We start from the raw sequence: 25,176 nt of genomic DNA, 5'->3' as shown, positions 1-25,176 counted from the left end.
TTCGTTAGCTTACTACATATCCAGCTGCCTACCTGTAATCGAGACACCCGCAATGAGCAATGTCCTGAGCGAAGAGGAGATGCGCCTGGCGCTGTTCGGCTCCCCGCGCCCGAGTGCTGAACCGATCTCCCCGCAAGTACCTGAACCCAAGATTGTCGTCACCCCGGCGGCGCCCGCCAAACGCCGGCCCGTCGCCAAGGCTCTGTCGCCAAAGCTGCGGGTGATCCTGCACGCGACCAAGGAGTTCGAAGGCGAGATCGAGGAGTTGGTGTACGACGCCAACACCCTTAGCACCTTCACCGCCGAGCAGGAGGCCAAGGCCGCGGCGAAAAAGAAGAAGTTTCGCTACTTCGAGGTGATTTCGATCAAGCCGATCTAGGTCTTCAGTCCCGCTCCTGATAGTCCCTGGGCGACTCGCCCAGCAGGCGCCTGAACATCGCCGAAAAGGCGCTCGGGCTGGCGAACCCCAGGCTGTCGGCAATGCGATTGACCGGTTCGCCAGCCTCCAGCAGGGTCAAGGCCCGGGCTACCCGGACCTGTTGTACCCACTGCCGATAGGTGATGCCGGTTTCGCTGATGAATAACCGGATCAGCGTCCGGCTGCTCGCGCCGACCACCTCGGACCATTGCTCGATGGTCTGTGCCTTGCCCGGCTCCTCCAGTATCTGCTGGCAGATCGTGACCAGACGGCGGTCCCGGGGCCAGGGAATCTCCAGCGGCACCGTCCGCGAATGTTCCAGCTTGTGCAGGATCAGCGTGACGATGCTGCGGTTGGGCGGGTCGTCCGGATACAGCATCGGCTGCTCGGCCAGGGCCAGGATCAGCTCGCGCAGCAGCGTGTCGACCTCGATCACCTTGACCCGCTCACCGAACCGTTCGGCCTGGCTGCGCTCGACGTAGATCGTGCGCATCCGCGTGTCGCTGAGCATCACCTGGTCGTGCACCACCCCCGCCGGAATCCACAGCCCGCGCTGGGGTGGGATGTACCAGATGCCCTGTTCGCTGGCGACCCGCATCAGGCCCTTGCTGGCATAGAGAAACTGCCCCCGCGGATGGCTGTGCGGCGCGTTGTAGCTGCCGGCCGGCTGGTCGCGGGAGAACGCGGTGATCACCCGGGGCAGGTCCTGATAGTCGTGATGATCATCGCTGTGCCCCTCGGCTTTGCGGCTGTCACTTTGGCGACGAATATTGGCATTCATGCAAAACCGTCCAGGTCGGTGGCGAACTTAGTATTTGCCACACAAATCAGTTCAGCGATAGATACCTGGAGGCAGCACATGTCAGTCGCCGTTGCACAGAGAGCGCGGGCAATCGAATTAATGGCGGGCCTCGGCCTGTTCATCCTGGCGCTGTCGCTGCGACCGGGCATAGTCTCGGTCGGGCCGCTGGTCGGCGCGATACAGGCCGAGTTCGGCCTGCGGCACGCCCAGGCGGCGCTGCTGACGGCGATACCGGATGTGTGCATGGGGCTGTTCGCCATTTTCATTCCGCGCATCGGTCGTCGTTTCGGCAACGACCGGGTGGTGCTGTTCTCCCTGGCCCTGCTGGGGGGAGCGATGGTCCTGCGGGCATTCGCCGGGTCATCGACCAGCCTGCTGTTTTCGACCTTCCTGGTAGGGGTGGGCGTTGCCATCTCCGGCCCGCTGATCGGCGGCTGGATCAAGAGCCACTTCGCCAGCAACGCGGCCATGCTCATGGGCATCTATGCCGCCGGTCTCGGCATAGGCGCCACCCTGGCCGCGGTGGGCAGTGAATACGTGGCGCTGGCCGAGAGTGGCTGGCGTGTGGCGGCGGGTATCTGGGCGGTCCTCTGCGTATTGGCGATGATCAGTTGGCAACGTCTGGCGACGGCGTTTCCGTCCCGGCCGCAGGTTGTGCAAAGCGCCTGCAGCCCTGTCAGCCAACCGGCATTTCGCAGCGGCCGGGCCTGGCTGATCGCGGTGTACTTCGGCCTGGGCCAGTTCGTCTGCTATGCCTGCTTCGCCTGGGTGGGCGAAAGCAGCCGCGAACTGGCGATCAACAGCCTGGGATCGGGGCTGAACCTGGGCCTGTTCGCCGCCATCATCGCGATCAGCAGTTTCGTCTCCGGGGTCATGACCCGCTCCACACCGGATCGCCGTGCCTGGCTGGGTTGGTCGGCGGTTCTCTCGGCCGCTGGTGCGGCGGCGCTCTGGCTGGCCCCGGCCCTGCTTGGCGCACTGCCAGTGGTGGCGATTGCCCTGGGGCAGGGCACCTGCTTCGCCCTGGCAATGACCTTGCCACTGGACAACACCCGCACTCATGAACAAGCCGGCCAATGGACCGCCTTCATGTTGTTCATCGGCTACCTGGTGGCTGCCCTGGGGCCGTTTGCCTTCGGCTTCCTGCGCGATCATACCGGAACCTTCGAGGCGTCTTACGGCCTGCTGGTGGTGGCCTCGCTGGCGATGCTGGTGCTGACGCCGCTGCTCAAGCCGCACAGGCATTGATGGCGTGTCAGGTTTCGCCGTCGACAACTGCCGAGGTGAAGCCCCAGCGCTGGAATTCCGGTTCGAACTCCTGCAGTTGCACCAGGCCCAGGCACGGCATCGCCCCGGTCCGGAGGATTTCCCCCTTGGCCAGCTTGCAGGCCAGCAGCACGGTGGCCATGCAGGGAATCTCCGGGCCGTTGCCGCCGGGGGCGGTCAGTTGCCAGGTCAGGCTGCCGGGTGTGCCGTCCTGGCGCAGGCCGCGCAGGCCGCGCAGGTGCACGCGCATGGCGCCCAGGTCGCTGCCGAAGCGGTCCAGGGCCTTTCTCGACAAGGCATCCAGCTGTGCGGCGAACCGGCTGATCGGCAGTGGCATGCCCAGGCGCCGCAAGGCTGCCGCCAGCCACAGGCCGGCATGTTCCAGGCGCAGTTCCAGGGCGGCATGGAATTCGACATCGCGGACCCCGGCATAACGGGCTGGGAACAAGGCCAGGTCCGGCACGTCGCAGGCCGCGCCCCAACGGCGCCCCATGCCGGCGAAGCGGAAGGTGCGAATGTCCTGCCAGCCGTACTTTTTCACCCAGGCGCCACCGTTCCATCGGTCAAAAGCCAGGCCGGCGTAGCCGAACACCGCCTGGATGGTCGCTACGCCGCGAGGCGCCTGCTGGCCGGGGGCGATGGCGATGCTGATGCTGTCCAGGCGGGCGAAGGATCGGGCCAGGTGGTCGACTACCGCCGAGGAGAGGCCCGGTACGCTGCTGGCACCGGAGACGGCCAGTACGCCGGCCGCTCGTGCCTGCGCATCGACATTGGCGGCGAAGCGGTCGACGAAGTCGCGGCCGTCGGCCAGGTCGATGTAGTGCGCTCCGGCGGCGCAGGCCGCCAGGGCAACCCGATAGTCCTGGCCCTGGAAGGGCCCGGCGCAGTGGATGACCAGGTCCGGCCTGGCCTCGGCAAGGCGTTGCTCGAAATCGGCGGCTTCGATATCAAGCCGCAGGGTGGCGACGGTCTGCCCATTGTCGAAGCGGTGCCGGCCCGCGCTGGCGCTGCGGCTGGCGGCAATCGGCTCCAGGCCGGGCTCCAGCGCCAGGCGCCGACAGATCCGCGCGCCGAAGTTGCCCAGGCCGCCGATGACGATGATGCGCACGATTCATCCTTGAATGAGGGAAGAGGGCGGCAGTATACGTGGCAGGACAGCCAATGGAGGAACTGGCGACACTATCCTGCTGTGGGAGACGGCCGGGCGTAGGGGGACGATCGGGAGTGGAGCAGCCGCTATTGCTGGTCGTTCCAGACCGCCCGCACAGCCGTCAGTTGGTGGTCACCGCCCGTTGATGGGGCACTTCATTGCGCTGGCGGACGAACAATCCGACCGCCAGCGCCCCGGCCACGCCCAGTACCCCGGTGACGATGAACGCAGCGCTGTAGGTGCCGGTCGTCTGGATGATGAACCCGGTCAGGGTTGGTGCGAACAGCCCGGCGCAGTTGCCCATGCCGTGCATCAGGCCGCCGGCGGTGCCGACGTAGCAACTGGGCACGGTGTCCTGGATCAGCGCCCAGTAGGCCGAGGCGGTGAGCATCAGGAAGCCGATCGCGATGGACATGAAGAACACCACCAGGTGCGTGGACTCGGAGCGGCCGCTCATGCCGATACAGGCTGCGGCGATGGTCAGGCAACTGACCAGCACCACCTTGCGCGAGAACAGCTGGCGCCCGGTTTTCTGGTAGATGCGATCGATCAGGAAGCCACCGGCCGCCATGCCACAGGCCCCGACCAGCCAGGGGAAGGCGGTGATCCAGCTCATCTGTTGCAGGCTGACGCCCTGGATGTCCACCAGGTAGCTGGGGAACCAGGTCATGAAGAAGTACAGCGTGTAGTTGTAGCAGAACAGCGAGAACCCGGTGCACAGCACGGCCGGGCGCAGCAGCACGGAAAGCAGGCTCGGCTTGTTCGTGGCGTCATCGGTCGTCGTGGCGGTGTCGCGCCCGGCCTGGATATCGGCCAGTTCATCGGCACTCACCCGTGGGTGCTGGGCCGGGTGGTCGGTGGCGATCAGTTTCCAGGCGATCGCCCAGACCATGCCGATGGCCCCGACGATGACGAAGGACCATTGCCAGCCCAGCGACAGCGCTAGCACGCCGATCACCGGCCCGGCCAGCGCGCCGCCGAGCGGGCCTCCGGCCTGGTTGATGCCGACCGCCCGGGCCCGCTCGCGGATCGGGAACCAGTTGTTGACCACCTTGTTTGCCGTGGTCGGCACCGGGCCTTCGCCGATGCCGAACAGCGCGCGCACGATCAGTAGCGACCAGAAACTGTAGGCCGTGGCGGTGAGCGCGCACAGCCCGGACCAGATGCACATCGCCCACAGGAACACGCGCTTGGGGCCGTAGCGGTCGGCCAGGTAGCCGCCGATGAAGTTGAAGGCGGCATAGCCGATGAAGAAACCGCTGAACACCATGCCCTTTTCGCTGGGCGTGAGTTCGAAACTCTGGGTGATGAAGGGCATGGCGACCGACAGCGCGGCGCGATCCATGTAGTTGATGACCATGGCCATGAATAGCAGGGTCACGATGAACCAACGATATTGGCTTTTGTTCTTGTTCATGAAGGTTCGCCTGTGCAGGCACACGCAGGCCGGGACGACCTGCGTGAGGAGGTGGAGGAGGAGAGGGGCCTCAGCGCTTCTGCGCGGCCACGGCTTCGTCGACCATGTCGAACAGGCTGTAGCGGGGTGACCAGCCGAGCAGGGCGCGCGCCTTGGCGGCAGTGCTGTGGGGTTGGCCGAGTTCGGCTGGCAGGTTGGCCTCGACGTAGCGCCGGCCAGTGGCCTTGGCCAGGTAAGGGATGAAGGTGTCCAGGCCGACCAGGCTCGGTGGCGCCAGGTTGAAGGTTTCGCCGATGGCAGCCGGCTTGTCGAGCATCAGCAGCAGGGCGTCGACGATGTCGCGCACGTCGGTCAACTCCTGGGTATGGGCATTGCCGTTGGCATCGCGAGCGAGCAGCAGCGGGTCGTCGTCACCCGCCAGCGGTTCGAGGATATCCAGCAGGCGCTGCACGTCGCTGGCTGCCGAGTTGGCGTTGTGGCTGCTGGCGGCGCGTAGACTGTCGATGCGCCCTTGCAGGGAGAACGCCGGGCGCGAGTATTCGCCATTCGGGTCGACCACTTCGGCTGCCGCCTCGATGTGTGAGAACACCGCGGTGGTGACTTTCAGGTTGGGATGAGTGCGGGCGAAGAAGTCCAGCAGGTCCTGGCCGAGCAGCTTGGTCATGCCGTAGAAGCTGTAGGGCTCGCGCGGGTGGTGTTCGTCGACCGGGCGATAGCGGGCGAAGCGTGTCGGGTAAACCTGGTCGCTGGAGGCGAAGATCAGCCGCACCGGCCGCTCGGTCGATTGCTGTGCGGCGCAGTCGAAGACGTTGTAGCTGCCGGTGACGTTCGCCTGCCAGAGGCGGTCGCGGTCTTCTGTGCGGAAGGAGATCAGTGCCGCCAGGTGGAACACCGCCTCGGCGCCCTCCATGGCCTGGCGGACGCAGTTGCGGTCGGCCAGGTCGCCAGTGATGCAGTCGATGCCGGTGGCCCGGGTCGCGGCGAGATTGCGGTCGCTCGGCAGTACCACGGTGCTGATCGTGTGGCCGCGCTGCATCAGCGCCTTGGCGACCTGGCTGCCTACGCGCCCGCTGGCGCCGGTGATGAAGACTTTCATGTTGCATTCCCCTGATTATTTTTGGATGAAGTGGAATGCGGCGCAGCGTGTGGAAAAGGGCGGCGGGCTGCAATCGCGCCGGCCTGGCCGAGGGGGCGTTGCGTCCCGCACTGTGGGAATCGAAGCGATGCCGCTAGAGGGCCAGCGCCTTGCCCAGGGCCTCGGTCAGGGCGTCGTAGAACTGTTCCACCGCCGCCACTCCGGCCGCTCGCAGGCTGGCATGCACCAGGCCCCGGCCGATGTGCAATTGGACGGGAACCCCGGCGCGTTGTAGGGCTTGCGCGTATTGCCGGCCCTGGTCGAACAGCGGATCGTACTCGGCGACACCAATGAAGGCCGGCGCCAGGCCGGTGGCGTCATCGATCGCCAGGGCCAGCGCGCGAGGGTCGATCCGCTGCTCGGCATCCGGTAGATGGCCGGCCAGCGATGCCCGCAGCCCGGCGGTGGTCAGCATCGGCGCATGGGCATGGGCCTGCATCGACTCCAGTGTCTCGTCCGCCGTCAGTACCGGGTAGGCCAGCGCCTGCAGCAGCGGCTGCGGCAAGCCGAGCTGGCGCAGGGCAACGCACAGGCCGGCGGCGATCGAACCGCCGGCGCTGTCGCCCGCGACCAGTAACCGCTCCGAGTCCCATCGTGGCCAATGCCCGCTGCGCAGGGCGTGCCAGACTGTCAGCGCATCCTCCAGCGGGGCCGGGAACGGATGCTCTGGCGCCAGGCGGTAGTCCACCGCGACGATGGCCACGGGAAGACGCTTGAGCAGCGCGAAGGCGAACCAGTCATGGGTGGTGTGGCTGCCCATGTTCCAACCGCCGCCATGCAGGTAGAGCAGGGTTGGCCAGCCGTTTGCCGGTGCCGGCTGCAGGGGCGTGTAGAGGCGCACGGCCAGGCCGTCGAGGTGTTCGTCATCGACCCGGACGCGGGCTGGCCGTGCCGGGGTGAAATGCCGGCAGGCCTTGGCAAAGGCTGCGCGACGAGCTGCCAGGCTGTCGTTCTCCGGGGTGAAGGTCGCGCTGTGCGCCACATACGCGGCGAGGTTGGGATCGAGTGGGTAGGCGGACATGCCGAAGGCTCCGGTGGAAAGTCCCGCGCAGCCTAGCGCCACCTGCCTTCGCGAGTTTTTTTTCCGCCAGTGTCGCCAGGGGTGATTCTCGCCATGTGGGACAAGCGGCCCGGTTCTCGGGTGATGACGTTTTGTCGCAGCCGGGCTTGCCCCTAGGATCGGTCTCCAGTTGCCGGCTCGACGAGCCCGCCGTCCCATTCAGCCTGGAGAACAATAATGGCGATTCACCAATACGCCGAAGACTACGACAACAGCGCCAATCGCAAGGTGTCGGTCAGCGATGCGACCCTCGAAAAACTCTCGCGTTGCTCCAGTGGTTCGCTGACCACGCAACTGTTCAAGCGCGGCTTTCGCCAGCCGGCGTTCGTCGGGCTGAAAGCCATGAGTCGCAATGCCAAGCCGTTCGCCGGGCGGGCTTTCACCATGCGCTTCATTCCGGCCCGCGAGGACATCGACACCTACGGCACCATGACCACCCGGCCCAATGGCGACAACCTGCAGTGGCAGGGTGTCGAGCAGATCCAGCCGGGCGACGTGCTGGTGATCGACAGCCGCAACGACCCGGCCGCCGCGTCCGCCGGCAACATCCTGGTGACCCGCCTGCTGGCCCGTGGTGCCCGCGCCATCGTCACCGACGGCGCACTGCGCGACGGCAGCGAGATCGCCGAAATGAGCCTGCCGGCCTATGCCCGCGAAATCACCGCCACCACCCGCATCTCCTACCACCACGTGGCTGACCTGCAAGTGCCGATTGGCTGCGCCGGCATCGCCGTCTACCCGGGCGACGTGATCGTCGGTGACGCCGACGGCTTGACCCTGGTCCCCGCGCACCTGGCCGAGGAACTGGCCGAGGTCTGCCTGGAACAGGACGACATCGAGCACTACCTGGCCATGCGCATCGCCGCCGGCGAGCCGCTGTGGGGGGTCTACCCGCCAAGCCCCGAGGCCATCGCCGCCTACCAGGACTGGGTCGCCTCCGGTCGCCCGGCCATCCCTTCGATCATCGCCCGATAAGGACCCCGATCATGGCAGAGCATAAACACGCGCAGACCATTCGCCGCTACTTCGCCGCCTGCAACGAAGGCGACTACGACAAGCTGGTGTCCTGCTTCACCCCCGATGCCGTGCACTACTTCCCGGCCGGCCTGCCGGATGTCCCATGGCGCAGTGCCGACACCATCGCCCGCAAATGGGTCTGGTGCGTCGAGAACCTGGGCTCGCAATGGACCATCGACAAGATCCTCGTCAGCCACGACAGCGATGAAGCGGTGATCGAATGGACCCACTGGAAAGGCAAGCTGGGAACCGCCCTGCGTGGTGACGAGTGGTACATCTTCGACAAGGACAGCGGCCTGATCAGGGAGATTCGCGCGTTCTACGCCTCGCCTGCGGACAAGAACGTCGCGATCAACGAGTTGGTCGATTTCGACTATGCCGGCCGTGGTTATCACCTTGAGCCGCAATCGCGTGGAGACCAGGCATGACCGGGAATAACGCGCATCAAGCGATCGACCAGGCGGTCAACCTGGCGGTCCAGGCCGCTGCGGCCTGGGCCGAGGCCAGCGTGGCCGTACGTGCCGGCTTGCTCCGTGGCCTGGTGGTGGCGCTGGAAGCGCACCAGGCCGATCTGGTGGCGATCGCCGACGAGGAAAGCCATCTCGGTGCCGTACGCCTGAACGGCGAAGTGGCACGCACCGCGTTCCAACTGCGTGGCTTTGCCGAGCAACTGGAAGCCGGTGCCATCCATAGCGTCGTGGATGAGGCGGTTGCCGGCGCACCGCCGGCCGGGCGTCCGCGTCTGGTGCGCGTCCTGCGCCCGGTGGGGCCGGTGGCGATGTTCTCGGCGAGCAACTTCCCGTTCGCCTTCTCCGTACTCGGTGGCGATACCGCCTCGGCCCTGGCGGCCGGTTGCCCGGTGGTGGTCAAGGCCCACTCCGGCCATCCGCGCCTGTCGAAGGCGGTGTTCGACCTGGCTCGCCAGGTGGTACTTGCCCAAGGCCTGCCAGAAGGCCTGCTGACCCTGGTCGAAGGTGCCTCTCGTGGGGCCGGTGGCTACCTGGTGCAGCATCCGGGAATCGCCGCCGTGGCCTTCACCGGTTCGTACCAGGGTGGCACCGCGCTGTGGCGGCTGGCCAACGAGCGGCCGCGACCGATTCCGTTCTTCGGCGAGCTGGGTTCGATCAACCCGCTGGTGGCCCTGCCGGCCGCGCTGGAAGCGGATAGCCAGGGTCTGGCCAACACCCTGGCCGGTTCTATCACCCTGGGTTGCGGTCAGTTCTGCACCAGTCCGGGTGTGATCGTGCTGCTCAAGGGGGAGGCCAGCGAGCGTTTCGTCGCACAACTGGGCGCGGCGCTTGAACCGGTGCGTACCCATGCGATGCTGACGCCGACCATGCGCGAAGGGTTCGAGCATGCCAGTTCGGTGGTGGCCGGGCACGCCACCACGCTGTTCGCCGGGACTGCTGCGGCGGGCCCGGCACCACGGCTGTATCGCACCGATGCGACGGCATTCATCGCCAATCCGGCTTTGCGCGAGGAGATGTTCGGCCCGGCTGCGCTGGTCGTGGTCGCCGATGATATGGCCCAGGTCGAGCAGGTGCTGGCGGCGATCGGTGGCACCTTGACCACCACCCTCTGGGGCGCCAGTGACGACACGCCGGCCAACCGTTCCCTAGTGCGGGCCGCCGGGCAGGTTTCCGGTCGCGTGCTGTTCCAGGGTGTGCCGACCGGCGTTGCGGTGTGTGCGGCGCAGCAGCACGGCGGGCCATGGCCATCGTCCACCGCGCCGCAGACCACCTCGGTCGGCTATGCCGCGCTGGAGCGTTTCCTGCGTCCGGTCGCACTGCAGGATGCGCCGGCCTGGGCCCAGGCATAAGGGGAGGGTGAAAACATGATGCGTCATCTCGTGATGTTTCGCCGCCTGCCGGATGTGCCCGTCCAGCCTGAACTCGAGGCTGAACTGGTCGAACGCATGCGCCTGCTGCCGCAGCGCATCGACTTCATCCGCGACTGGCATGTAGCGGCCAACGAGTTGGATCGTCCTATCTGCTGGGACTACCTGCTCGATTCCAGCTTCGATGATGCCGAGGCGGTAGCGCGCTACCTGCCTCATCCGGCACACCAGGCGTTGGTCCAGGACCTGAAGCGGTACTTCGAGTGGGTGGCGGTCGACTACACCGCCTGATCGCTTGCCGTAATAACCGTAATAACAACAGACGCGCCCCAACGAGGGCGCGCGGAGACACCGATGAAGAACAAGAAGTCCTTTCGCTGGACCATCCTGGCGATGCTGTTCATCGCCATGGTGATCAACTACGTCGATCGCGCGGCGTTGTCCATTGCCATGCCATTCATTACCCAGGATTACCACTTGACCCCAGCCGAGAAGGGACTGATTTTCAGCAGTTTCTTCTTCGGCTATGCGCTGTTCTGTTTCGTTGGCGGCTACTTTGCCGACCGTTTCGGCCCCAAGCGGGTACTGACCTGGTCAATGTCGTTCTGGTCGGTGCTGTGCGGCTCCACTGCGCTGGCCTTCAACTTCTGGTCGCTGCTGATCGTGCGGGCCCTGTTCGGCATCGGCGAGGGGCCGGTCAGTACCACGGCGAACAAGGCCATCAACAGCTGGTTCCCGATTGCCGAGCGGGCCCGCGCCATTGGTATCGCCCAGGCTGGCGGTCCATTGGGTGGCGCATTGGCGGGCCCGATCGTCGGCTTCCTGGCGATCTGGCTGGGCTGGCGCGTGGCGTTCATCGTCATCGCCGTGGTCGGCATCGTCTGGGCACTTGCCTGGTGGCGCCTGGCGACGTCGACGCCACAGGAACACCCCGAAGTGAGCGCCGAGGAACTGGCGTTGATCAATGCCGATCGCGAGACACCGGTGCAGGTTGCCAGCGATGCCCCGACCACGCCGGTGATCGAGGTCATCCGCCAGCGAGCGGTGTTGATCTCGGGGCTGTCGTTGTTCTGCTACAACTACATCCTCTATTTCTTCATGACCTGGTTCCCCAGCTACCTGATCGATGCCAAGGGCGTCGACCTCAAGTCCATGAGCGTGGTCACCGCGCTGCCCTGGCTGGTCGGTACCTTCGGTTTTATCGGCGGCGGTCTGCTGATCGACTGGGTGTTCAAACGCACCGGACGGCGGCTGTTCTCGCGCAAGGTGGTGCTGGTCTGCTGCCTGCTGGTCGCCGCCAGTTGCGTCGGCCTGACCGGGCAACTGGAGAGCATCACCGGCGCGGTGGCGGTGATGACCATTGCGGTCGGCTTCCTGATGCTGTCCGCCCCGGCGTACTGGTCGATGATCCAGGACGCCGTGCCGGACCACCAGGTCGGCACCGCCGGCGGCTTTATGCACGGCCTGGCCAACCTGTCCGGCATCGTCGCCCCGACCGTGACCGGGCTGATCATTCAGTACACCGGCACTTTCGCCAGTGGTTTCGCCCTTGCCGGATTGCTGGGCATCATCGGTGCACTGATCGTGGCGATCTTCGTCACCGAAAGGACCGTGGCCAACCCCGCCCTGATCGCGGCCTGATCATTCAACGGCCGTGCCGGTCCACCGGCACGGCCGACCGTAGAACGAGGATATCCATTCCATGCAAACCCTGTTGATCACCGGCGCGGCCGGCATCGTCGGCACCGCCCTGCGGCCCCTGCTGCGCGAACACTATCAACTGCGCCTGCTCGATCGCCGCCCGGTCGGCGACCTGCAGCCGGGGGAGAGCGAAATCGTCGGTGACCTGACCGATCCGGCGCTGGTCGAGCGTGCGGTCGAGGGTGTCTTCGGCATCCTGCACCTGGCTTGCGCCCACGGTACCGACATCGCTTTCCAGAGCACCGTGGAGCCGAACTACCACGCCACGCTGTATTTGCTCGAAGCTGCGCAGCGCCAGGGAGCCCGGCGCTTCCTGTTCACCAGTAGCCACCACGTGGTCGGACAGTACCGTACCGATGCCGCCGCGACCTTCGATGATGCCCCCGCCGCCCCGGACAGCTACTACGCGATGAGCAAGGTGTTCGGCGAAGCAGCCTGTGCCGCCTTCAGCCAGCGCTACGACCTGGCGACCTTCGTCATCCGCATCGGCAACGCCGATCCGCTGGTGGCCGATGCCCGACGGCTGCGGATGTGGACCAGTGCCCGCGACCTGGCGCAACTGGTGCGTATCGGCCTGGAGCACCCGCAGGTACGCCATGAGGTGGTCTATGGGGTTTCCGAAAGCCCCGATCCGTTGTTCCACAACCGTCGCGCCCGGGAACTGGGCTACCAGCCGCAGGACAATGCGGGCGATCATCTTGCGCCAGGCTACCTGCCCTACGAGGCCATGGACCCGACCACCTCCGGCCGTGACCATGTCGGTGGCGCCTACGCCGGGGCCAGGCTGGTCAGCCTGCTGGATGCCCGCCCATGAAAATCGCCAGCCTCCAGACCTTCGTCGTCGAGATCCCGTTCCACGATGGTGGCCCGGCCAAGGTCATCACGCCGCTGACCTGGCACACCCTGGAGAACGTCCTGGTCCGCGTTGAGGACGAACAGGGCAATGTCGGCTGGGGCGAGGCCTTCGGCTATTTCGTGGCGGACTCGGTGCGCTCGATGATCGACCGGCTGATCGCGCCGCTGGTCGTCGGCCAGACTATCCACGACATCCCGGCCTGGAACCTCGACGCGCAACTGCGCCTGCACATCTTCGGTCGCTATGGAGTGACGATGTTCGGCCTCTCCGGGGTCGACATGGCGCTGTGGGACCTGCAGGCCAGGCGCGAAGGGTTGCCGCTGCACCGCCTGCTCGGCAACGCCAGCCGCGCGGCCATTCCCGCCTACGCCAGCCTGGTGCGCTACGGCACCGACGGTCTGGCGCCAGCGGTGTGCGAGCGCGCGCTGCGCGAGGGCTTCAGGCACATCAAGCTGCACGAGAACACGGTCTCGGAGGTCGCTGCGTGCCGCCGGGCCATTGGCCGCGATATCCCGCTGGCGACCGACGTCAACTGCTCCTGGAGCCTGGACGACACGCGCGAGTGGCTGCCGGCGCTGGCGGAACTCGAACTGGCCTGGCTCGAGGAGCCGATCTTTCCGCCCGAGGATTTCCCGGCGTTGGCCAGCCTGCGTGGCCACGGCGTACCGATCTCCGCGGGGGAGAACTGGTGCACCGCCGTGCAGTTCGAAAGCGCCATACGCCAGGGCGCGGTGGACTCGATCCAGCCTTCGGTGACCAAGGTCGGTGGTATCAGCGAGTGCCTGCGCGTCGCCGAGCTGGCCAGCCGGCATGGCACCCTGGTGCTGCCGCACAGTCCGTATTTCGGCCCCGGGCTGCTGGCGACCCTGCACCTGGCGGCGGTCCAGCCGGATGTGCCGCTGGTGGAGTTCCACTATGTCGAGACCGACGGCTGGCTGCATGACGTCAAGGGGCTGCTGCAGGACGGCCTGATGCAGGTACCAACCGGCACCGGGCTCGGCCTGGAGCTGGACATGGCGGTGTTCGAACGGTTCCGACGCAGCTAGAACCCTCGCAATCCTCCCTGGAAAACCTCCCCCGGCACGTGAAAGCGCGCCGGACGGGACTGTGCATGCCTCGATTCTGGAGCTGTCTATGAAACGTATAGAACTGGCGAACGCAACCTGGTCCCTGGCCCTGCTACCCGAATGGGGTGGGCGCGTGGCGCTGCTGCAGGCCGATGGCCTGGATATCATGACACCGATCCGCGCCGAGGCCTTCGATCCGCTGGCCTGGCCGCGCGGCGGGATCTACCCGTTGCTGCCTTATTCCAATCGCCTGCGTGACGCAAGACTCGAGCATGCCGGTGCCAGCCACGTCTTGCCCGCGCATCCGGCGGCGCTACCGCACACCTTGCATGGCGTGGCGCAGACATTGCCCTGGCAGGTGGTGGAGCAGGGCGCCGGGCATGTCGATCTGACCTGCGAATACACCGGCGAGCACTGGCCGTGGCCGGTTCGCTTCGAACAGCGTTTCAGCCTCGAAGGCCAGCAACTGCGTATCGACCTGGGCCTGACCAATCTCGGGCACTCGTCGATGCCCGGTGGGCTCGGCCTGCATCCCTATTTCCAGCGTCATCCGGGCATGCGGATCGAGCTGAGCGTCGGCTGCTCCTGGGAAATTGATGCCGCCTACCTGCCGACCGGCCGCTCGCGTTCCCTGGAGCAGCCACTGGTCATCGATGACAGCCCGCAGCAGGAACTCGCGTTGTACGGCTCGCAATGGGATGGCGCTCTGCGGGTGGATTACCCGCAGGGCCGCCTGCTGATGCAGGCCCAGGCGCCGCTGACGCATTTCGTCGCCTTTGCCCCGATGGACGCCGCCTACCTGTGCCTGGAGCCGGTCTCGCACCTGGCCGACGCTTTCAACAGCCCGGTCGCCGAATGGCCCGCCCAGGGCACTCAGGTCCTGGAGCCCGGGCAGCGCCTGGGCAGCACCCTCGTATTCAACTGGCAAGCCCGCTGAATCCGCGCCAGCTCAATGAGCCGGTGCCGCAACATCACTCGACCGAAGGAAAATAATAACAATGCAATTGCGTCCGCTTCGCCCCTCATCCGTCCCAGTCCTCGCGCTTTGTGTTTCCGGCCTGTTGCCGGCCACTGCCCGTGCGGACTTCCTCGACGACAGCAAGGCCAACCTGACTCTGCGCAACTTCTACTACAACCACGACCTGCGCGACTCCAAGCCGCCAGCGCAGTCGAAGATCGAGGAATGGGCCCAGGGCTTCATCCTCAAGGCACAGTCCGGCTATACCGATACGCCAGTGGCCCTTGGCGTGGACCTGTATGCCGGCCTCGGGCTCAAGCTCGACTCAGCCCCGGATCGTAGCGGCAGCGCCCTGCTGCCGGGGGCCTACAATCGGGCCGGTGGGCCGCGCAATGCCGATCCGAGCTCGGAAAACCAGTACTCCGAGGCCACGGCGGCGTTGAAGATGAAAATCTCCAAGACTGAACTGAAGGTCGGCGGGCTGTTCCCGAAAATCCCCCTGGTGTATGCCGGCGACTCGCGGCTGCTGCCGCAGTTCTTCGAGGGGGCGATGCTGGATGTCAACGAGCTGGAGCACTTCAGCTTCAGCCTCGGCCAGATGCGCCAAGTCAACTACCGCGAGTTCAGCGGCTCGCGCGACATGCAGACCGGCAACTACCTGAACGTTACCAGCGACCGCTTCAACTACCTCGGCGGTACCTGGACCCCGGACCCGAGCCTGTCCCTGGGTATTTGGGGCGGGCGCCTGGAGAACGTCTACCAGCAGACGCTGTACACCGGCACTAAATTCGTCGATGTCGGAAGCTGGCGGCTCAGCGGCACCCTCAATTACCTGGACAGCAGCGAAAGCGGCCAGGCCCGTGCCGGCGTGCTCGACAGCCGCATGACCTCGGGGCTGCTCAGCGCCGCCTATGGCTTCCAGAAAGTGACGATGGGCTACCAGTTCAACGCCGGCGACAGTGCCTTGCCGTTCCTGCATGACACCGATCTGCCGGGCGTATCCAACGCGATCCAGGTGCTGCGTTTCGACCGTGCCCGCGAGCGCTCCTGGCAGGCTCGCTACGACATCGACTTCGCCGGTCTTGGCGTGCCGGGCCTGAGTGCCTTCACTCGCTATGTGTATGGCGACAACTTCCAGGTCAACGGTCATGCCGGCAAGGAATGGGAACGCAACCTCGATGTCAGCTACGTGATCCAGAGCGGGCCGCTCAAGGACCTGGCGCTGCGCTGGCGCAACGTCGAGATCCAGGGCGACGTGACCAGGCGCCGCGACGAGAACCGGGTGGTCCTCAGCTACACCTTCGCCCTCAAGTAGCCTCAGGCGGGGCCCCGGGTGATGGCGGCCGGGGCTCCGCGACTGTCCACTGGCGTGCTCATGACCGTGCCGGACCACGGCGCGGTCTTCAGGGCCTCGCGGCTCACCGCCTGGCGTGCCGAGGTGATGTACAGCGTTGCGCCGTCGCTACCGCCGAAGCACAGGTCGGTCGGCGAGGCGACGGGCACGCCGACCATGCGTTCCAGGTTGCCGCCACGGTCGAACTTGACGATGCTCCAGCCGCCCGAGAGCGCGGTCCAGACGCTGCCATCCAGGTCCACCGCCAGGCCGCTGAGCAGCCCTGAGCCCTTGGGCAGGGTAGCGAAGCGGCGCACCTGGCCAGCATTGTCCAGGCGCAGGATCGTGCCCGAGTCTGCGGCCAGTGCGAACAGCTGGCCGTGCTGCGAGTCCCAGCACAGCGCGCTGATCGCCTCGTTGAACTGCCAGTGGCTGGCCAAGGTGCCGTCGCGGTGTACCTCGCCGACCTTCCACTGCCCGCTGCCCATGCGGATCGCTGCCCACAGCCGCCCCTCGCGGTCGCTGCACAGGCAGCTCGGCGTCCCGAACCCCCACTGGCCACGGTTGCGTATGCGGCCTTCGGTGACGAACAGGTACTCCTCGTCGAGGGCGACGAACAGCCCGTCGGTGGTCAACTCCATGCCGAGAATCGGCCGCTCGCAATGGAATACCTTTTCCGTGCCGTGGGGGCCGTGCCGGTAGACGGCCGGACCGAGCCGGTCGGTCCAGTAAAGGCAGGCCTCGCGTTCGCTCCAGCGCGGCTGCCCACCGAGGAACGCCCAGCGCTCGCTGAGCGGTTGCAGGGCATCCGGATTATCCGAGATGTGTCGCACGGCCAACTGGCTGCCAACCCGCTGGGCCGAGGCGGCGACCTCCGGCCCGAGCAGGTCGAGGCGCTTGCGGGTCAGGCGATAGGCCGGCCCGGCGATGCTCAGGGCGCCGCGCACCTGTCCTGCCGAGTCGACCACCGGTGCCGCGACGCAGCGGATGCCCAGGGCAATTTCCTCGTCGTCGATCGCATAGCCACGGGTGCGGGTCACCTCCAGCTCGATCAGCAGGCGGTCGCGATCGGTGATGGTCAGTGGCGTGAGCGGTACCAACGACATGTGTTTGAGCAGGTCACGGCGCTCGCTGTCAGGCATGACGCTAAGAATGGCCTTGCCCTGGCCGGTGCAGTGCATGGGCTTGTGCTGGCCCATGGCCGCCGCGGAACGATGGCTGTGGGCACCGTCACAGCGCTCCAGCGACAGCACCTGGTCGCCATCGCGGATCGCCAGGTAGGTGGTTTCGCCGGTCAGGTCGCGCAGGGCGCGCAACTCGAAGCTGGCGGCGGCCACCAGGTCCGGTTCCAGCCAGGCGCCACGGACCATTTCCAGGTAGCGAAAGCCCAGGCGGTAACGCTTCTGGTGGGCATCGCGGCGGACCATGCCCCGTTCGACCAGCAGGCCGAGCAGGCGGTAGAGGGTGGAGCGGGGCAGATTGACCTGGGCCGCCAACTGCTGGGTCTCCAGGCCCTCGGGGGCGAGGCCGATGGCTTCGAGCAGATCGAACGCCTTTTCCAGGGCGGCGGTACCTTTTGCGGCTTCCATGGGGGTATTCCTCTCTTTTTTGCAGAGAAATACCACCTTGCGGGATTTTTTTCCTGGGGCTGTCAGTTTTTCTTCGTAGGTATTCCCGTATTTTGGGACCTGATGCCTTGGGCGGCATTAATGTCTATCGGGTAGTAGGCGCTTTGCCTGGATTTGGGAGTGTTGGTTGCTGAGGAGTGGCATTGGAGGAGCCTTTGCCGATCAGTTGGTTAGCCGCTGACTCCATGTCCTCCATGACCGCTTGCCCCCAGGCAATCGTTTCGTCCTGAACAAGTTTGCCCGCGTCGCCTACGAACTTCTTGAACAGTGCGAAAGCACTGGTGATGTCTTCGTCCGAAAGTACTCCCTGCGGATGTTGTGATTTCCAAGATGACCAGTCTATATAAAACAGTGTGATTAGATTCTGCAGGGCCAGATGGGCGGTTACGTATCTGACATGTCCCTTTGTGGCGCCAAACATACGATTGAAGAGCAGAGCGGAACCCGCTATGGCGAAGAGGGGATATCCGCAGGCTGCCAGATTGTCTGGCTTGCTCACAACACTGCTTAAAAGTGGGGCCAGGACACCCAGTGTTCCAAACACAAAAGCAGTCAGACGGGTTGCTGTCGAGATCCTGCGATGTTTGGCGCGTATACGTTCATAGTAGAGCACGTCGTCATGTATCAGCGTGCAGAGTTCTTCGAAGAGTGTGTTGAGCGCCTGAAGGTCACGAAATTCGGACTGCTTGTTCTTCATATTCTCCAGAAAGGAGCGCAGGCGTTTCGGGTTATCCGTGTCACGTTTTTTCCTGAGTTGGTGCATGGTTTTTTCCTGAGTGATGGGTATGAGCGACGCCGCTGTTAACTCCACAGCGATTCGTGCTTCTGATTGAATTGCTCGACACCGAATACGCGTATGCGCTCCAGCCAGTTTTCTGCCTGGGTACGGGAAACCCCATGCTCCTGGGCCGCTTCACGTAGCAGCTCGAATTCGGTGCGCAGGGTCGTGGGCATGATCCCGGGGTCGTCGGTATTGATGCAGAACTTGATGGGACCGCGGCGTAGCCCGTACAGGTTGTTGCTGGCGCCTGGCTTCAAGCTGTTTTCATCAGGTGGATACCAGCGGAACACCGGGTGCTCCTTATGGCATTTCAAGCGTGCGATGTAGACATTCGAGGTGGGGTTGGCCTCGATGATCAGGCCGAGACGGTCATACCGATCGAGCAGCCAGTCCTGCAGCGCGTGCATGAAGGCGACTTCACTGGAGGTTTCCGTGACTGTGATCAGCCTGAGTTCGTTTTCGGTATGGGGGTCTGTCGAGGTCTCGTGATCGGCCTGGCATACTCGAACCCGGTATTCCTGGTGATTTTCGGCACCCACTTGAAGGGACGGTCCGCTGAATCCAGCCCGCTTGCCTCGCAGTTGCCTCCATCGCCTTTCATAGGCTTTGGCGGCCTGGTTATCAGGATCTCCCAGAAGGTTGCGGTCGGGCACGGCAACCTTGAATTTTGCATCTTCGAGCGAGCCCAGGTTGTCACGCTTCCAGTAGTGGTAGCAGTTGCGCCTCAGATGCCATGCCTTGAACAGTGTGTCCAGTGTGGGCAGTGAGGTTTCGGCTACGCCAAACTGAAGCCAGGACAGGTGTGGAATTAGCCTTCTGAGTGTCAGTTCGAGTTTTGGTATAACTTGTGCTGCCAGGGCGAGGTGGGGACTCATCGCGCAGGCGTGATGCCAAGCCCAGACCAGATTATCCACGTATTCATCCAGGGCGAGTACGGCTTCGCCATGACGATTGAGCCAGACGGCTGGAGCTATGCCTAGTGCCAGCGCGTGGCCCAGCCTGTCGCCTGCTCTCATGTCACAGAACACCACCGTTTCATCGACATGGCGCATACCCGAAAGAGGGTGGGCGTAGTCTTCTCCAGCGTGCACGCTCAGGTGCAGCCCCGAACTCGGTCTTGTGCGATGGGGTTTGCTCTGCAGGCCCTGGCGCAGCCAGCGCAGGGCGGGCGCGAAGACTTCGGTCTTGACCGAGTTCTCGTCTCCGGCCACATCCAGGCCGCGAACCCAGCGGGCTGGCTGCAGACGGCCCGGCCAGTGGGGAGAGGTGTTCAGCAGCTCTTCGCGTTGCCAGGCTGCGTCACTGCGCAACTTGCGTTCCAGCGCATTGGCTTCCATCCAGACATTGGCGGGGTTGTCGCGGCTTCTTTCTTCCCTGATCAGATGAATACAGAAGTGCCAACGTTCGAATGACTCCCGCAGAGCCAGGTGTTCCGCCAGAGGCACAGGCCTGAGTTTCGAGGTTGGGGGTAGGCCCGTGGCATTGTTGAGATGTCCCAACCACTGGACGATGGCCTCTGGATTGAACTGTTGATGGACGACCTTGATTTCGGCGACATCGTTGACGCCCTGGAATATCCGTCGAGCCGCATCGGTGTATTGATGATCCCAGCCAAGGTTGCGGCGAGCCTGGTTGTTGTAGACGTCGACAAAGCGCGTCAGCCCCTGACCATCCATCAGCAACTGGCGGCGCATGTGTGTCAAGGAGTTGAGCAAGTAAAAGATACTCATGCGCAGTTCACTGGAACAATCCTGATCCTGATACAGCGACCAGCACCAGATAAGGAACCAGAGCCAGGCCTTGCCGATATCGCCGCTGACCAGGGCGCGGGCGATCTGCTGTCTGAGCCACCGTGGGTTGTGGGGCGTACCCGCGGGTTCCAGCTGTTTTTCAGCCAGCCACTTCCAACTGATGACCTGGGGACTGCGGGCTTTCCAGCCATTGCCGAGGGTTTGCGCACAAATCTGCCTGATGTTCGGAGCCGGATCTTCGCCGCCGATTTCCATCAGTAACCGCTGAGCCAGACGCTGCAGCGAGGGCAGTAGCCTGAGCGCCGGTTCCTTGGCCAGATCGTGCAGAGGGTTGCTGAGTCCCGACATTAGCACCAGACCATCGTAGTGCACTCCACCCAGGTGGACATGGTTTTCCGCAAAGGGTTTGCCGACGTGCGGTGGAGGGCTGAAGAACGGGCGTTGTGCCCGGACGATCCGGATCAGGTCCTTGCATTCGAGCTGGGGCTGCTCGCGGATCCGCTTGGCCAGCCGCCAGGCAACCACCACGCTGGGGTCCAATCGGGCGGCGCTACGTACGTAAGCCTGAACATGGTCATCCCGATAGTGAATGACGTCGCCGTTCTCGACGAATAACTGCCTGAACAAACCGTCCAGCATGCTCAGTTGGCCGCCCTTGGCCCCAAAGAACATGCCCTTGGGCCAGAGTGTCTCGAGCGCCAATTCCATGTCGTTGATACGGAACCGGCGCGGGTAGTCGGCATCGAGGTCTTGCCGCAGTTTCAGCAGGCAGTCATGGTGGAAGGTTTGACGTTCCATGGGGTCGCGCCAGCCTCCCGTGAGAGCCAGCAGGTGTGCACGGATCAGTTGACCCAGCGCCGGGCTGGAGAAACAACTGGCGCTGGAGAGTTCGAAGAGGGATTGGTCGAGCATTATGCTGGCCTAGGGCCTGAGATGTTCGTGAGATCTGCAATCCGTTCTATACATAGTTGGAGGTTCTGCCTGCCTGACCGTGGCGGGAGATTGGTATCGTGGATGACGAAATTATATTTCTCCTCGAGCCCTGCGTCGTAACACTGGGACATGACATCGTCTACCAATGGTTTTGCCACATGTAGTGGAAGGTTTTGAATTATGGATCTTTGTAGCTTTACTCCGTGTTTCCTGGCAGTTTCATTGAAAATTCTATCGATTTTCAGTGCTTCCGGACTTTTGTCGCTTTCGACGGTTAGGCCTGATAGGTTCGTTCGGGTAATTATTTCACTCAGTGGTACTGCGAACTCGAAGAAAGTATCGTTTAGTATAAATCGTAGCGGGTGTGACTCTAGTGCGAATGTATAGGAGTTTGTTTTGAAGTCGAAAAAGGTGTCATCTTTTCTGTTTTGAAGGAAAGGTAGTATGTTTTGTCGGTAAAGTGGGCTTTTCTCAAAGTCCTTGTGCGCTTCAGTCATGCTTACATTGGCAATAACCTGAGGGAAGCCAAATATTTCACTTTTTTCGAAGCTTCCAAAGGCTGCCCATAGAGAGTCAAATGCCTGGATGCCGACTTCAACCATTCGTCGTAATGGGTTGTCCTCTTTTCTTGGTTTATTGTTGCTTAGGCTTGAGCTTTCGGCTTGGCTGAAAAATTTGTTCATTACATTATAGATTAGCCAGCTATGAGGTGTCTTTATGTTCCTGGATTTTCTCCAGTGGTTTACATCTTCAGTGAGACTCAAGATCGCTTCCTTGAAGAGTTCATCCTGCTCGTCACTTTCGCTGGTTTCATCGATTTCCTTTGAGTTACCTGGTTCCAGATCATCGATGAAGTTGAGTGGCTTTGTATCCGTGAGAGCGGTTGTAGAGTGGTATGGCGCTCTATTCAGGATTTGCATTACTTCAGTGGCGGTAATGTTTCTGATCAACGTAGTGATCATGAGTTCGAACAGCCTTCCACGAAGAACCAGATTGGAACGTTGGTTGGAAGAGTAGAATCCCCAGTGAATCATTAGTCTACGTACAAACTCAGCTTTCCCTGAATATTCAGCTGATACATAATCGTCGAGTGCCCATGGACCAGAGCGCGAGCTGCCAATAGGGCGTCCCCTCTCCGGGGCTGGATATGCAAGTATCGTTCTTTCGGGCAGATGTTCGAGTTTTATTTCAGGGAAATGTTTTTTTAATGCTTCGGTCCAATTGGACCGGGTTTCGGCACTCTTCTCAAAATTGTCGAAAATTTTTTGCCTGTGGTTGAATGGTTGAAACAGATCATGTCTTAAAACAGAGAGCTCCGAGGGGGATTTGGCATCGCCCATCCATTTCAAGTTGGTATCTGCTGTCAGGAAGGCCACGCCTCCCTTACGCTGGTAGCGGAAATACTCGACAATTGCCGAGTACCATTCCTGTAGGTGGGCTATCTGGAAGTCAGGGAGGCTACTGCTGACTGCTGATACATGAGCTTGTAACTTTTGATACGCATGCTCTCGAGCCGTTCGGCTTTTTCGATTGTGCTGAGGGCCGGTATAAAATGCCTCGCGATAGCTTTTCTCAAAATCCTGTACTGCTTCGGAAACTTCCCTTGACATAAACATTAGCCGCTTTAGGTTATGTGGGAGCGAAGGGTCTGCGATATTGAGTGAGCCTAACTGTAGGTTTTCTTTTAGCTTCGATATAAGCGTTTGTGTGGCGTTTATGAATTGCGCCATTTCCCGAATCGTCCTCAGCGGGAAGGCCTGATGGCTATTTTCTTCGCCATTGACGCGTTCGTTGAGGAGTGCGTCCAGCCAATATTCAAGTACAGGTAGCGGAAATAGTGATGTGCCTTTTTCTGTGAGGACTATTTTTGAATTTTTAAGATATGTCGAGAGGAGAGGAAGCTGTATACGTTTAGGGAAAGGGAGGATTTTCCGCTGGTATTCTTCCGCGAGGTCACGAGCCTGGCGCTGCGCGGCCCCCTCGATGACCTCTGCCTTATTTGTCAGGCGGCTGTAGAATTCACGCCAGATCACTTCATTGTAAAGGCTCAGGTCACCGCTGATTAGTGGCGCCACATAGGGTGACGTTAGATACTTGCGCACAACCTCTACGTTTTCGAAAGCGAGCTGTAGGGATGTGTCCACGTCGTCGATAGGCAGAACCACAAGCTTCTTGCGAGTCAGCTCCAGTGTTTTCTTGAAAAGCTCGTGAACCTGTTCGGCGAGGGCCTGGTTGCCCATGAATGAGCGAAGTTTGTCCAGTCCATATTGTTCCTTCTGCTTCTGTATTCCCTCGAGAGCGGCCCCCAGTTTATGCAACTGATCGTAGAACGATTCCGCGGCGCTTTCGTTATTCTGCAGAGCCATTTGGACAGTCTTGTCCCGCATCAGCGCAGCAACGATTACGTTCAGTAGCAAGTCATCGCCGTTCTCGAGCAATGTCGGGTCAACCGGTTTGAGTATCAGTAGTTCCGGCATGTCGTGGAGGTAAGTCGTTAGATTGACCAAGACCGAACTCTTCCCCGTCCCACGCCCACCATCAATGAGAATGGCTTCGTGACTTCGGTTTTCATCAAGGTCTACCTTGCCCCCAGGATTATGGCCAGGTAGCTTTTCCAAGCTGTTCTTCAGGTGTTCTTTTATTTTCCTGTAAACATCCTGAGCCAGCAGATTTTGGCGCCCCGGTTGTCTTGCCTGCTCACTCTGATCAATAGGCAGTTCAATTTGGGGCGTTTCGTTATCGATCATGCAAGCAATTCCATTGTAACGAGCCGTACTGTCAGCTCTTTGGTTGGATACTTTTCGATACGCTGCCGCGCAACATCAGGCGATGTGGCGCATGCTCAGCGTTTCGCTGGAAGGGTTTCGAGAGAAGGGTCGGTCAGTCAGCAGCGAGTCTTTCGAAAGGGCACTGGTTTTCACCCGGAAGGGGATGACCTGGAGATCAAGCTTCGAAGAGGAGGGACGTATTCTGTTCACAGGGAATTCCATTTCCAGGGTGCTAGCAATCGCTGGCGCGTATTAGGCCAGGATGATAGCTCATCGATATCAAATTGACATCGATTTGGAAATGGTCCGGATGCCTTGCGGAGGATTAGTCCGAGACGTTGATGTTGATCACACCATCGCCAACCGATGCTTGCGCTTGGGCGGCATGAACACCCGGTCGATGGCGTCCAGGTCGTGTTGGTCCAGCTCCAGTTGCACCGCAGCCGCGTTGAGCCGCACGTGTTCCAGGTTGACCGCCTTGGGAATCGCCAGCACACCTTCATGGCGGATCACCCAGGCCAGCGCGACCTGAGCCGGGGTGGCGTCGTGGCGAGCGGCGATCTGCTGCAGCGTCGGGCTGTCGAGCAGGGCGCCGCCCTGGCCGACCGGGCAGTAGGCCATCAGCGGCAGGTTGTGCTGTTGCCACCAGGGCAGCAGGTCGAACTCGATGCCGCGCTCTTGCAGGTTGTACAGCACCTGGTTGGTGGCGCAGAACGGCGAGGCCAGTTCCTGCAGGTCTTCGACATCGAAATTGGACACGCCCCAGCGACCGATCCGGCCCTGCTCGCGCAGGCGCTCGAAGGCTTCGACGGTCTCTTCCAGCGGATACTGGCCGCGCCAGTGCAGCAGGTACAGATCGATGTATTCGGTGCCCAGGCGCCTGAGGCTGCGTTCGCAGGCCAGGGGAATGCCCTTGCCGCTGGCGTTGTGCGGATAGACCTTGCTGACCAGGAACACCTTGTCGCGTTGCCCGGCGATGGCCTGGCCGACCACTTCCTCGGCACCGCCGTCGCCATACATCTCGGCGGTATCGATCAGGGTCATGCCCAGGTCGATACCCGCCTGCAGGGCACGCACCTCATGGGCGCGCTGCTGGCGATCCTCGCCCATGCGCCAGGTGCCCTGGCCGATGACGGGGACGGCCACGCCGGCCAGATCGAGCGTTCGCATTGAAGTCTCCTTGAAATACCGGGGGTATCCGTGTGGCAACGGTCGGTCCGCGAGGTTCCGCCATGCCGGTTTCCGAAAGCTGATTCTAGCCACGCAGGAAGGATGTTCAGGAAGATTCGCTGTCTTAT

The 25,176-nt window shown here is 62.7% G+C and carries 21 protein-coding genes; 11 read left to right on the top strand and 10 right to left on the bottom strand.

Translation table 11 applies throughout. The annotated features are described in order from the left end of the window. The first annotated feature begins 52 nt into the window (after positions 1-52). Positions 53-379, top strand: coding sequence for a hypothetical protein (locus ACM62G_RS00165; RefSeq protein WP_419736437.1), 327 nt, complete (start codon positions 53-55; stop codon positions 377-379). Positions 380-383: 4 nt separating this feature from the next. Here the strand turns inward: ACM62G_RS00165 and ACM62G_RS00160 are convergent, their stop codons facing one another. Continuing rightward, positions 384-1,199, bottom strand: a complete 816-nt coding sequence (locus tag ACM62G_RS00160) for an AraC family transcriptional regulator (RefSeq protein WP_054059382.1) — start codon at positions 1,197-1,199, stop codon at positions 384-386. A gap of 78 nt (positions 1,200-1,277) precedes the next feature. Between ACM62G_RS00160 and ACM62G_RS00155 the strand changes: the two genes are divergently transcribed. Next, positions 1,278-2,468 (top strand): CynX/NimT family MFS transporter, encoded by a 1,191-nt coding sequence (locus tag ACM62G_RS00155; protein WP_419736436.1) that lies wholly within the window; start codon positions 1,278-1,280, stop codon positions 2,466-2,468. 7 nt (positions 2,469-2,475) lie between these two features. On the opposite strand, the gene ACM62G_RS00150 is transcribed toward ACM62G_RS00155, so the two are convergent. The 4 genes from ACM62G_RS00150 to ACM62G_RS00135 form a co-directional block, all read right to left on the bottom strand. Beyond that, positions 2,476-3,594 (bottom strand): saccharopine dehydrogenase family protein, encoded by a 1,119-nt coding sequence (locus ACM62G_RS00150; protein WP_419736435.1) that lies wholly within the window; start codon positions 3,592-3,594, stop codon positions 2,476-2,478. Between the two features lie 163 nt (positions 3,595-3,757). Further along, the gene (locus ACM62G_RS00145; RefSeq protein WP_419736434.1) at positions 3,758-5,053 is read right to left on the bottom strand and encodes an MFS transporter; all 1,296 of its coding nucleotides are present in this window, start codon (positions 5,051-5,053) and stop codon (positions 3,758-3,760) included. A gap of 70 nt (positions 5,054-5,123) precedes the next feature. After that, complete coding sequence (locus tag ACM62G_RS00140) at positions 5,124-6,149, bottom strand: NAD-dependent epimerase/dehydratase family protein (protein ID WP_273825606.1); 1,026 nt, start codon at positions 6,147-6,149, stop codon at positions 5,124-5,126. Between the two features lie 133 nt (positions 6,150-6,282). Then, positions 6,283-7,209 carry an alpha/beta hydrolase gene (locus ACM62G_RS00135; RefSeq protein ID WP_419736433.1) on the bottom strand — a complete coding sequence of 309 codons (927 nt, stop codon included), beginning with the start codon at positions 7,207-7,209 and terminating at the stop codon, positions 6,283-6,285. A 216-nt stretch (positions 7,210-7,425) separates the two neighbouring features. On the opposite strand from ACM62G_RS00135, the gene ACM62G_RS00130 reads away from it, so the two are divergent. From ACM62G_RS00130 to ACM62G_RS00090, 9 genes are all read left to right on the top strand, one after another. After that, positions 7,426-8,223, top strand: coding sequence for a ribonuclease activity regulator RraA (locus ACM62G_RS00130; protein ID WP_273825604.1), 798 nt, complete (start codon positions 7,426-7,428; stop codon positions 8,221-8,223). Between the two features lie 11 nt (positions 8,224-8,234). Next, on the top strand, positions 8,235-8,693 hold the full coding sequence (locus ACM62G_RS00125; RefSeq protein ID WP_273825603.1) for a nuclear transport factor 2 family protein: 459 nt from the start codon (positions 8,235-8,237) through the stop codon (positions 8,691-8,693). Continuing rightward, positions 8,690-10,084: an aldehyde dehydrogenase (NADP(+)) gene (locus ACM62G_RS00120; RefSeq protein ID WP_419736432.1), complete on the top strand. Its 1,395-nt coding sequence runs from the start codon at positions 8,690-8,692 to the stop codon at positions 10,082-10,084. Before ACM62G_RS00125 ends, ACM62G_RS00120 begins: the two co-directional genes overlap by 4 nt. A 15-nt stretch (positions 10,085-10,099) precedes the next feature. After that, a complete protein-coding gene (locus ACM62G_RS00115; protein ID WP_273825601.1) occupies positions 10,100-10,393 on the top strand; it encodes a Dabb family protein in 294 nt (97 codons plus the stop codon). Between the two features lie 63 nt (positions 10,394-10,456). Further along, positions 10,457-11,743, top strand: a complete 1,287-nt coding sequence (locus tag ACM62G_RS00110) for an MFS transporter (protein WP_273825595.1) — start codon at positions 10,457-10,459, stop codon at positions 11,741-11,743. Positions 11,744-11,804: 61 nt separating this feature from the next. After that, positions 11,805-12,617: an NAD-dependent epimerase/dehydratase family protein gene (locus tag ACM62G_RS00105; RefSeq protein ID WP_419736431.1), complete on the top strand. Its 813-nt coding sequence runs from the start codon at positions 11,805-11,807 to the stop codon at positions 12,615-12,617. Then, a complete protein-coding gene (locus ACM62G_RS00100) occupies positions 12,614-13,705 on the top strand; it encodes a mandelate racemase/muconate lactonizing enzyme family protein (protein WP_273825593.1) in 1,092 nt (363 codons plus the stop codon). Before ACM62G_RS00105 ends, ACM62G_RS00100 begins: the two co-directional genes overlap by 4 nt. Positions 13,706-13,793: 88 nt before the next feature. Continuing rightward, complete coding sequence (locus tag ACM62G_RS00095) at positions 13,794-14,663, top strand: aldose 1-epimerase (protein ID WP_419736430.1); 870 nt, start codon at positions 13,794-13,796, stop codon at positions 14,661-14,663. Positions 14,664-14,787: 124 nt separating this feature from the next. Next, positions 14,788-15,999 (top strand): OprD family porin, encoded by a 1,212-nt coding sequence (locus ACM62G_RS00090; RefSeq protein WP_301601436.1) that lies wholly within the window; start codon positions 14,788-14,790, stop codon positions 15,997-15,999. A 2-nt stretch (positions 16,000-16,001) separates the two neighbouring features. Here the strand turns inward: ACM62G_RS00090 and ACM62G_RS00085 are convergent, their stop codons facing one another. The 5 genes from ACM62G_RS00085 to ACM62G_RS00065 all read right to left on the bottom strand — a co-directional run bounded on the left by ACM62G_RS00085 (position 16,002) and on the right by ACM62G_RS00065 (position 25,048). Continuing rightward, on the bottom strand, positions 16,002-17,606 hold the full coding sequence (locus ACM62G_RS00085) for an IclR family transcriptional regulator domain-containing protein (protein ID WP_419736429.1): 1,605 nt from the start codon (positions 17,604-17,606) through the stop codon (positions 16,002-16,004). Between the two features lie 124 nt (positions 17,607-17,730). Continuing rightward, a complete protein-coding gene (locus ACM62G_RS00080) occupies positions 17,731-18,408 on the bottom strand; it encodes an SLATT domain-containing protein (protein WP_419736428.1) in 678 nt (225 codons plus the stop codon). A gap of 38 nt (positions 18,409-18,446) precedes the next feature. Further along, a complete protein-coding gene (gene rdrB, locus ACM62G_RS00075) occupies positions 18,447-21,089 on the bottom strand; it encodes an antiviral RADAR system adenosine deaminase RdrB (protein WP_419736427.1) in 2,643 nt (880 codons plus the stop codon). After that, entirely contained in the window at positions 21,089-23,857 is a 2,769-nt protein-coding gene (gene rdrA / locus ACM62G_RS00070; RefSeq protein ID WP_419736426.1) for an antiviral RADAR system adenosine triphosphatase RdrA, read from the bottom strand. The genes rdrB and rdrA overlap by 1 nt, the downstream gene beginning before the upstream one ends. A 369-nt stretch (positions 23,858-24,226) precedes the next feature. Then, positions 24,227-25,048, bottom strand: a complete 822-nt coding sequence (locus ACM62G_RS00065; protein ID WP_419736425.1) for an aldo/keto reductase — start codon at positions 25,046-25,048, stop codon at positions 24,227-24,229. Positions 25,049-25,176 lie beyond the last annotated feature (128 nt).

Origin of the sequence: Pseudomonas sp. COR18, assembly GCF_048568395.1 — a bacterium.
GTDB classification, from domain to species: Bacteria; Pseudomonadota; Gammaproteobacteria; order Pseudomonadales; family Pseudomonadaceae; genus Aquipseudomonas; species Aquipseudomonas fuscovaginae_B.
This window is presented reverse-complemented; position numbering and strand designations above follow the sequence as displayed.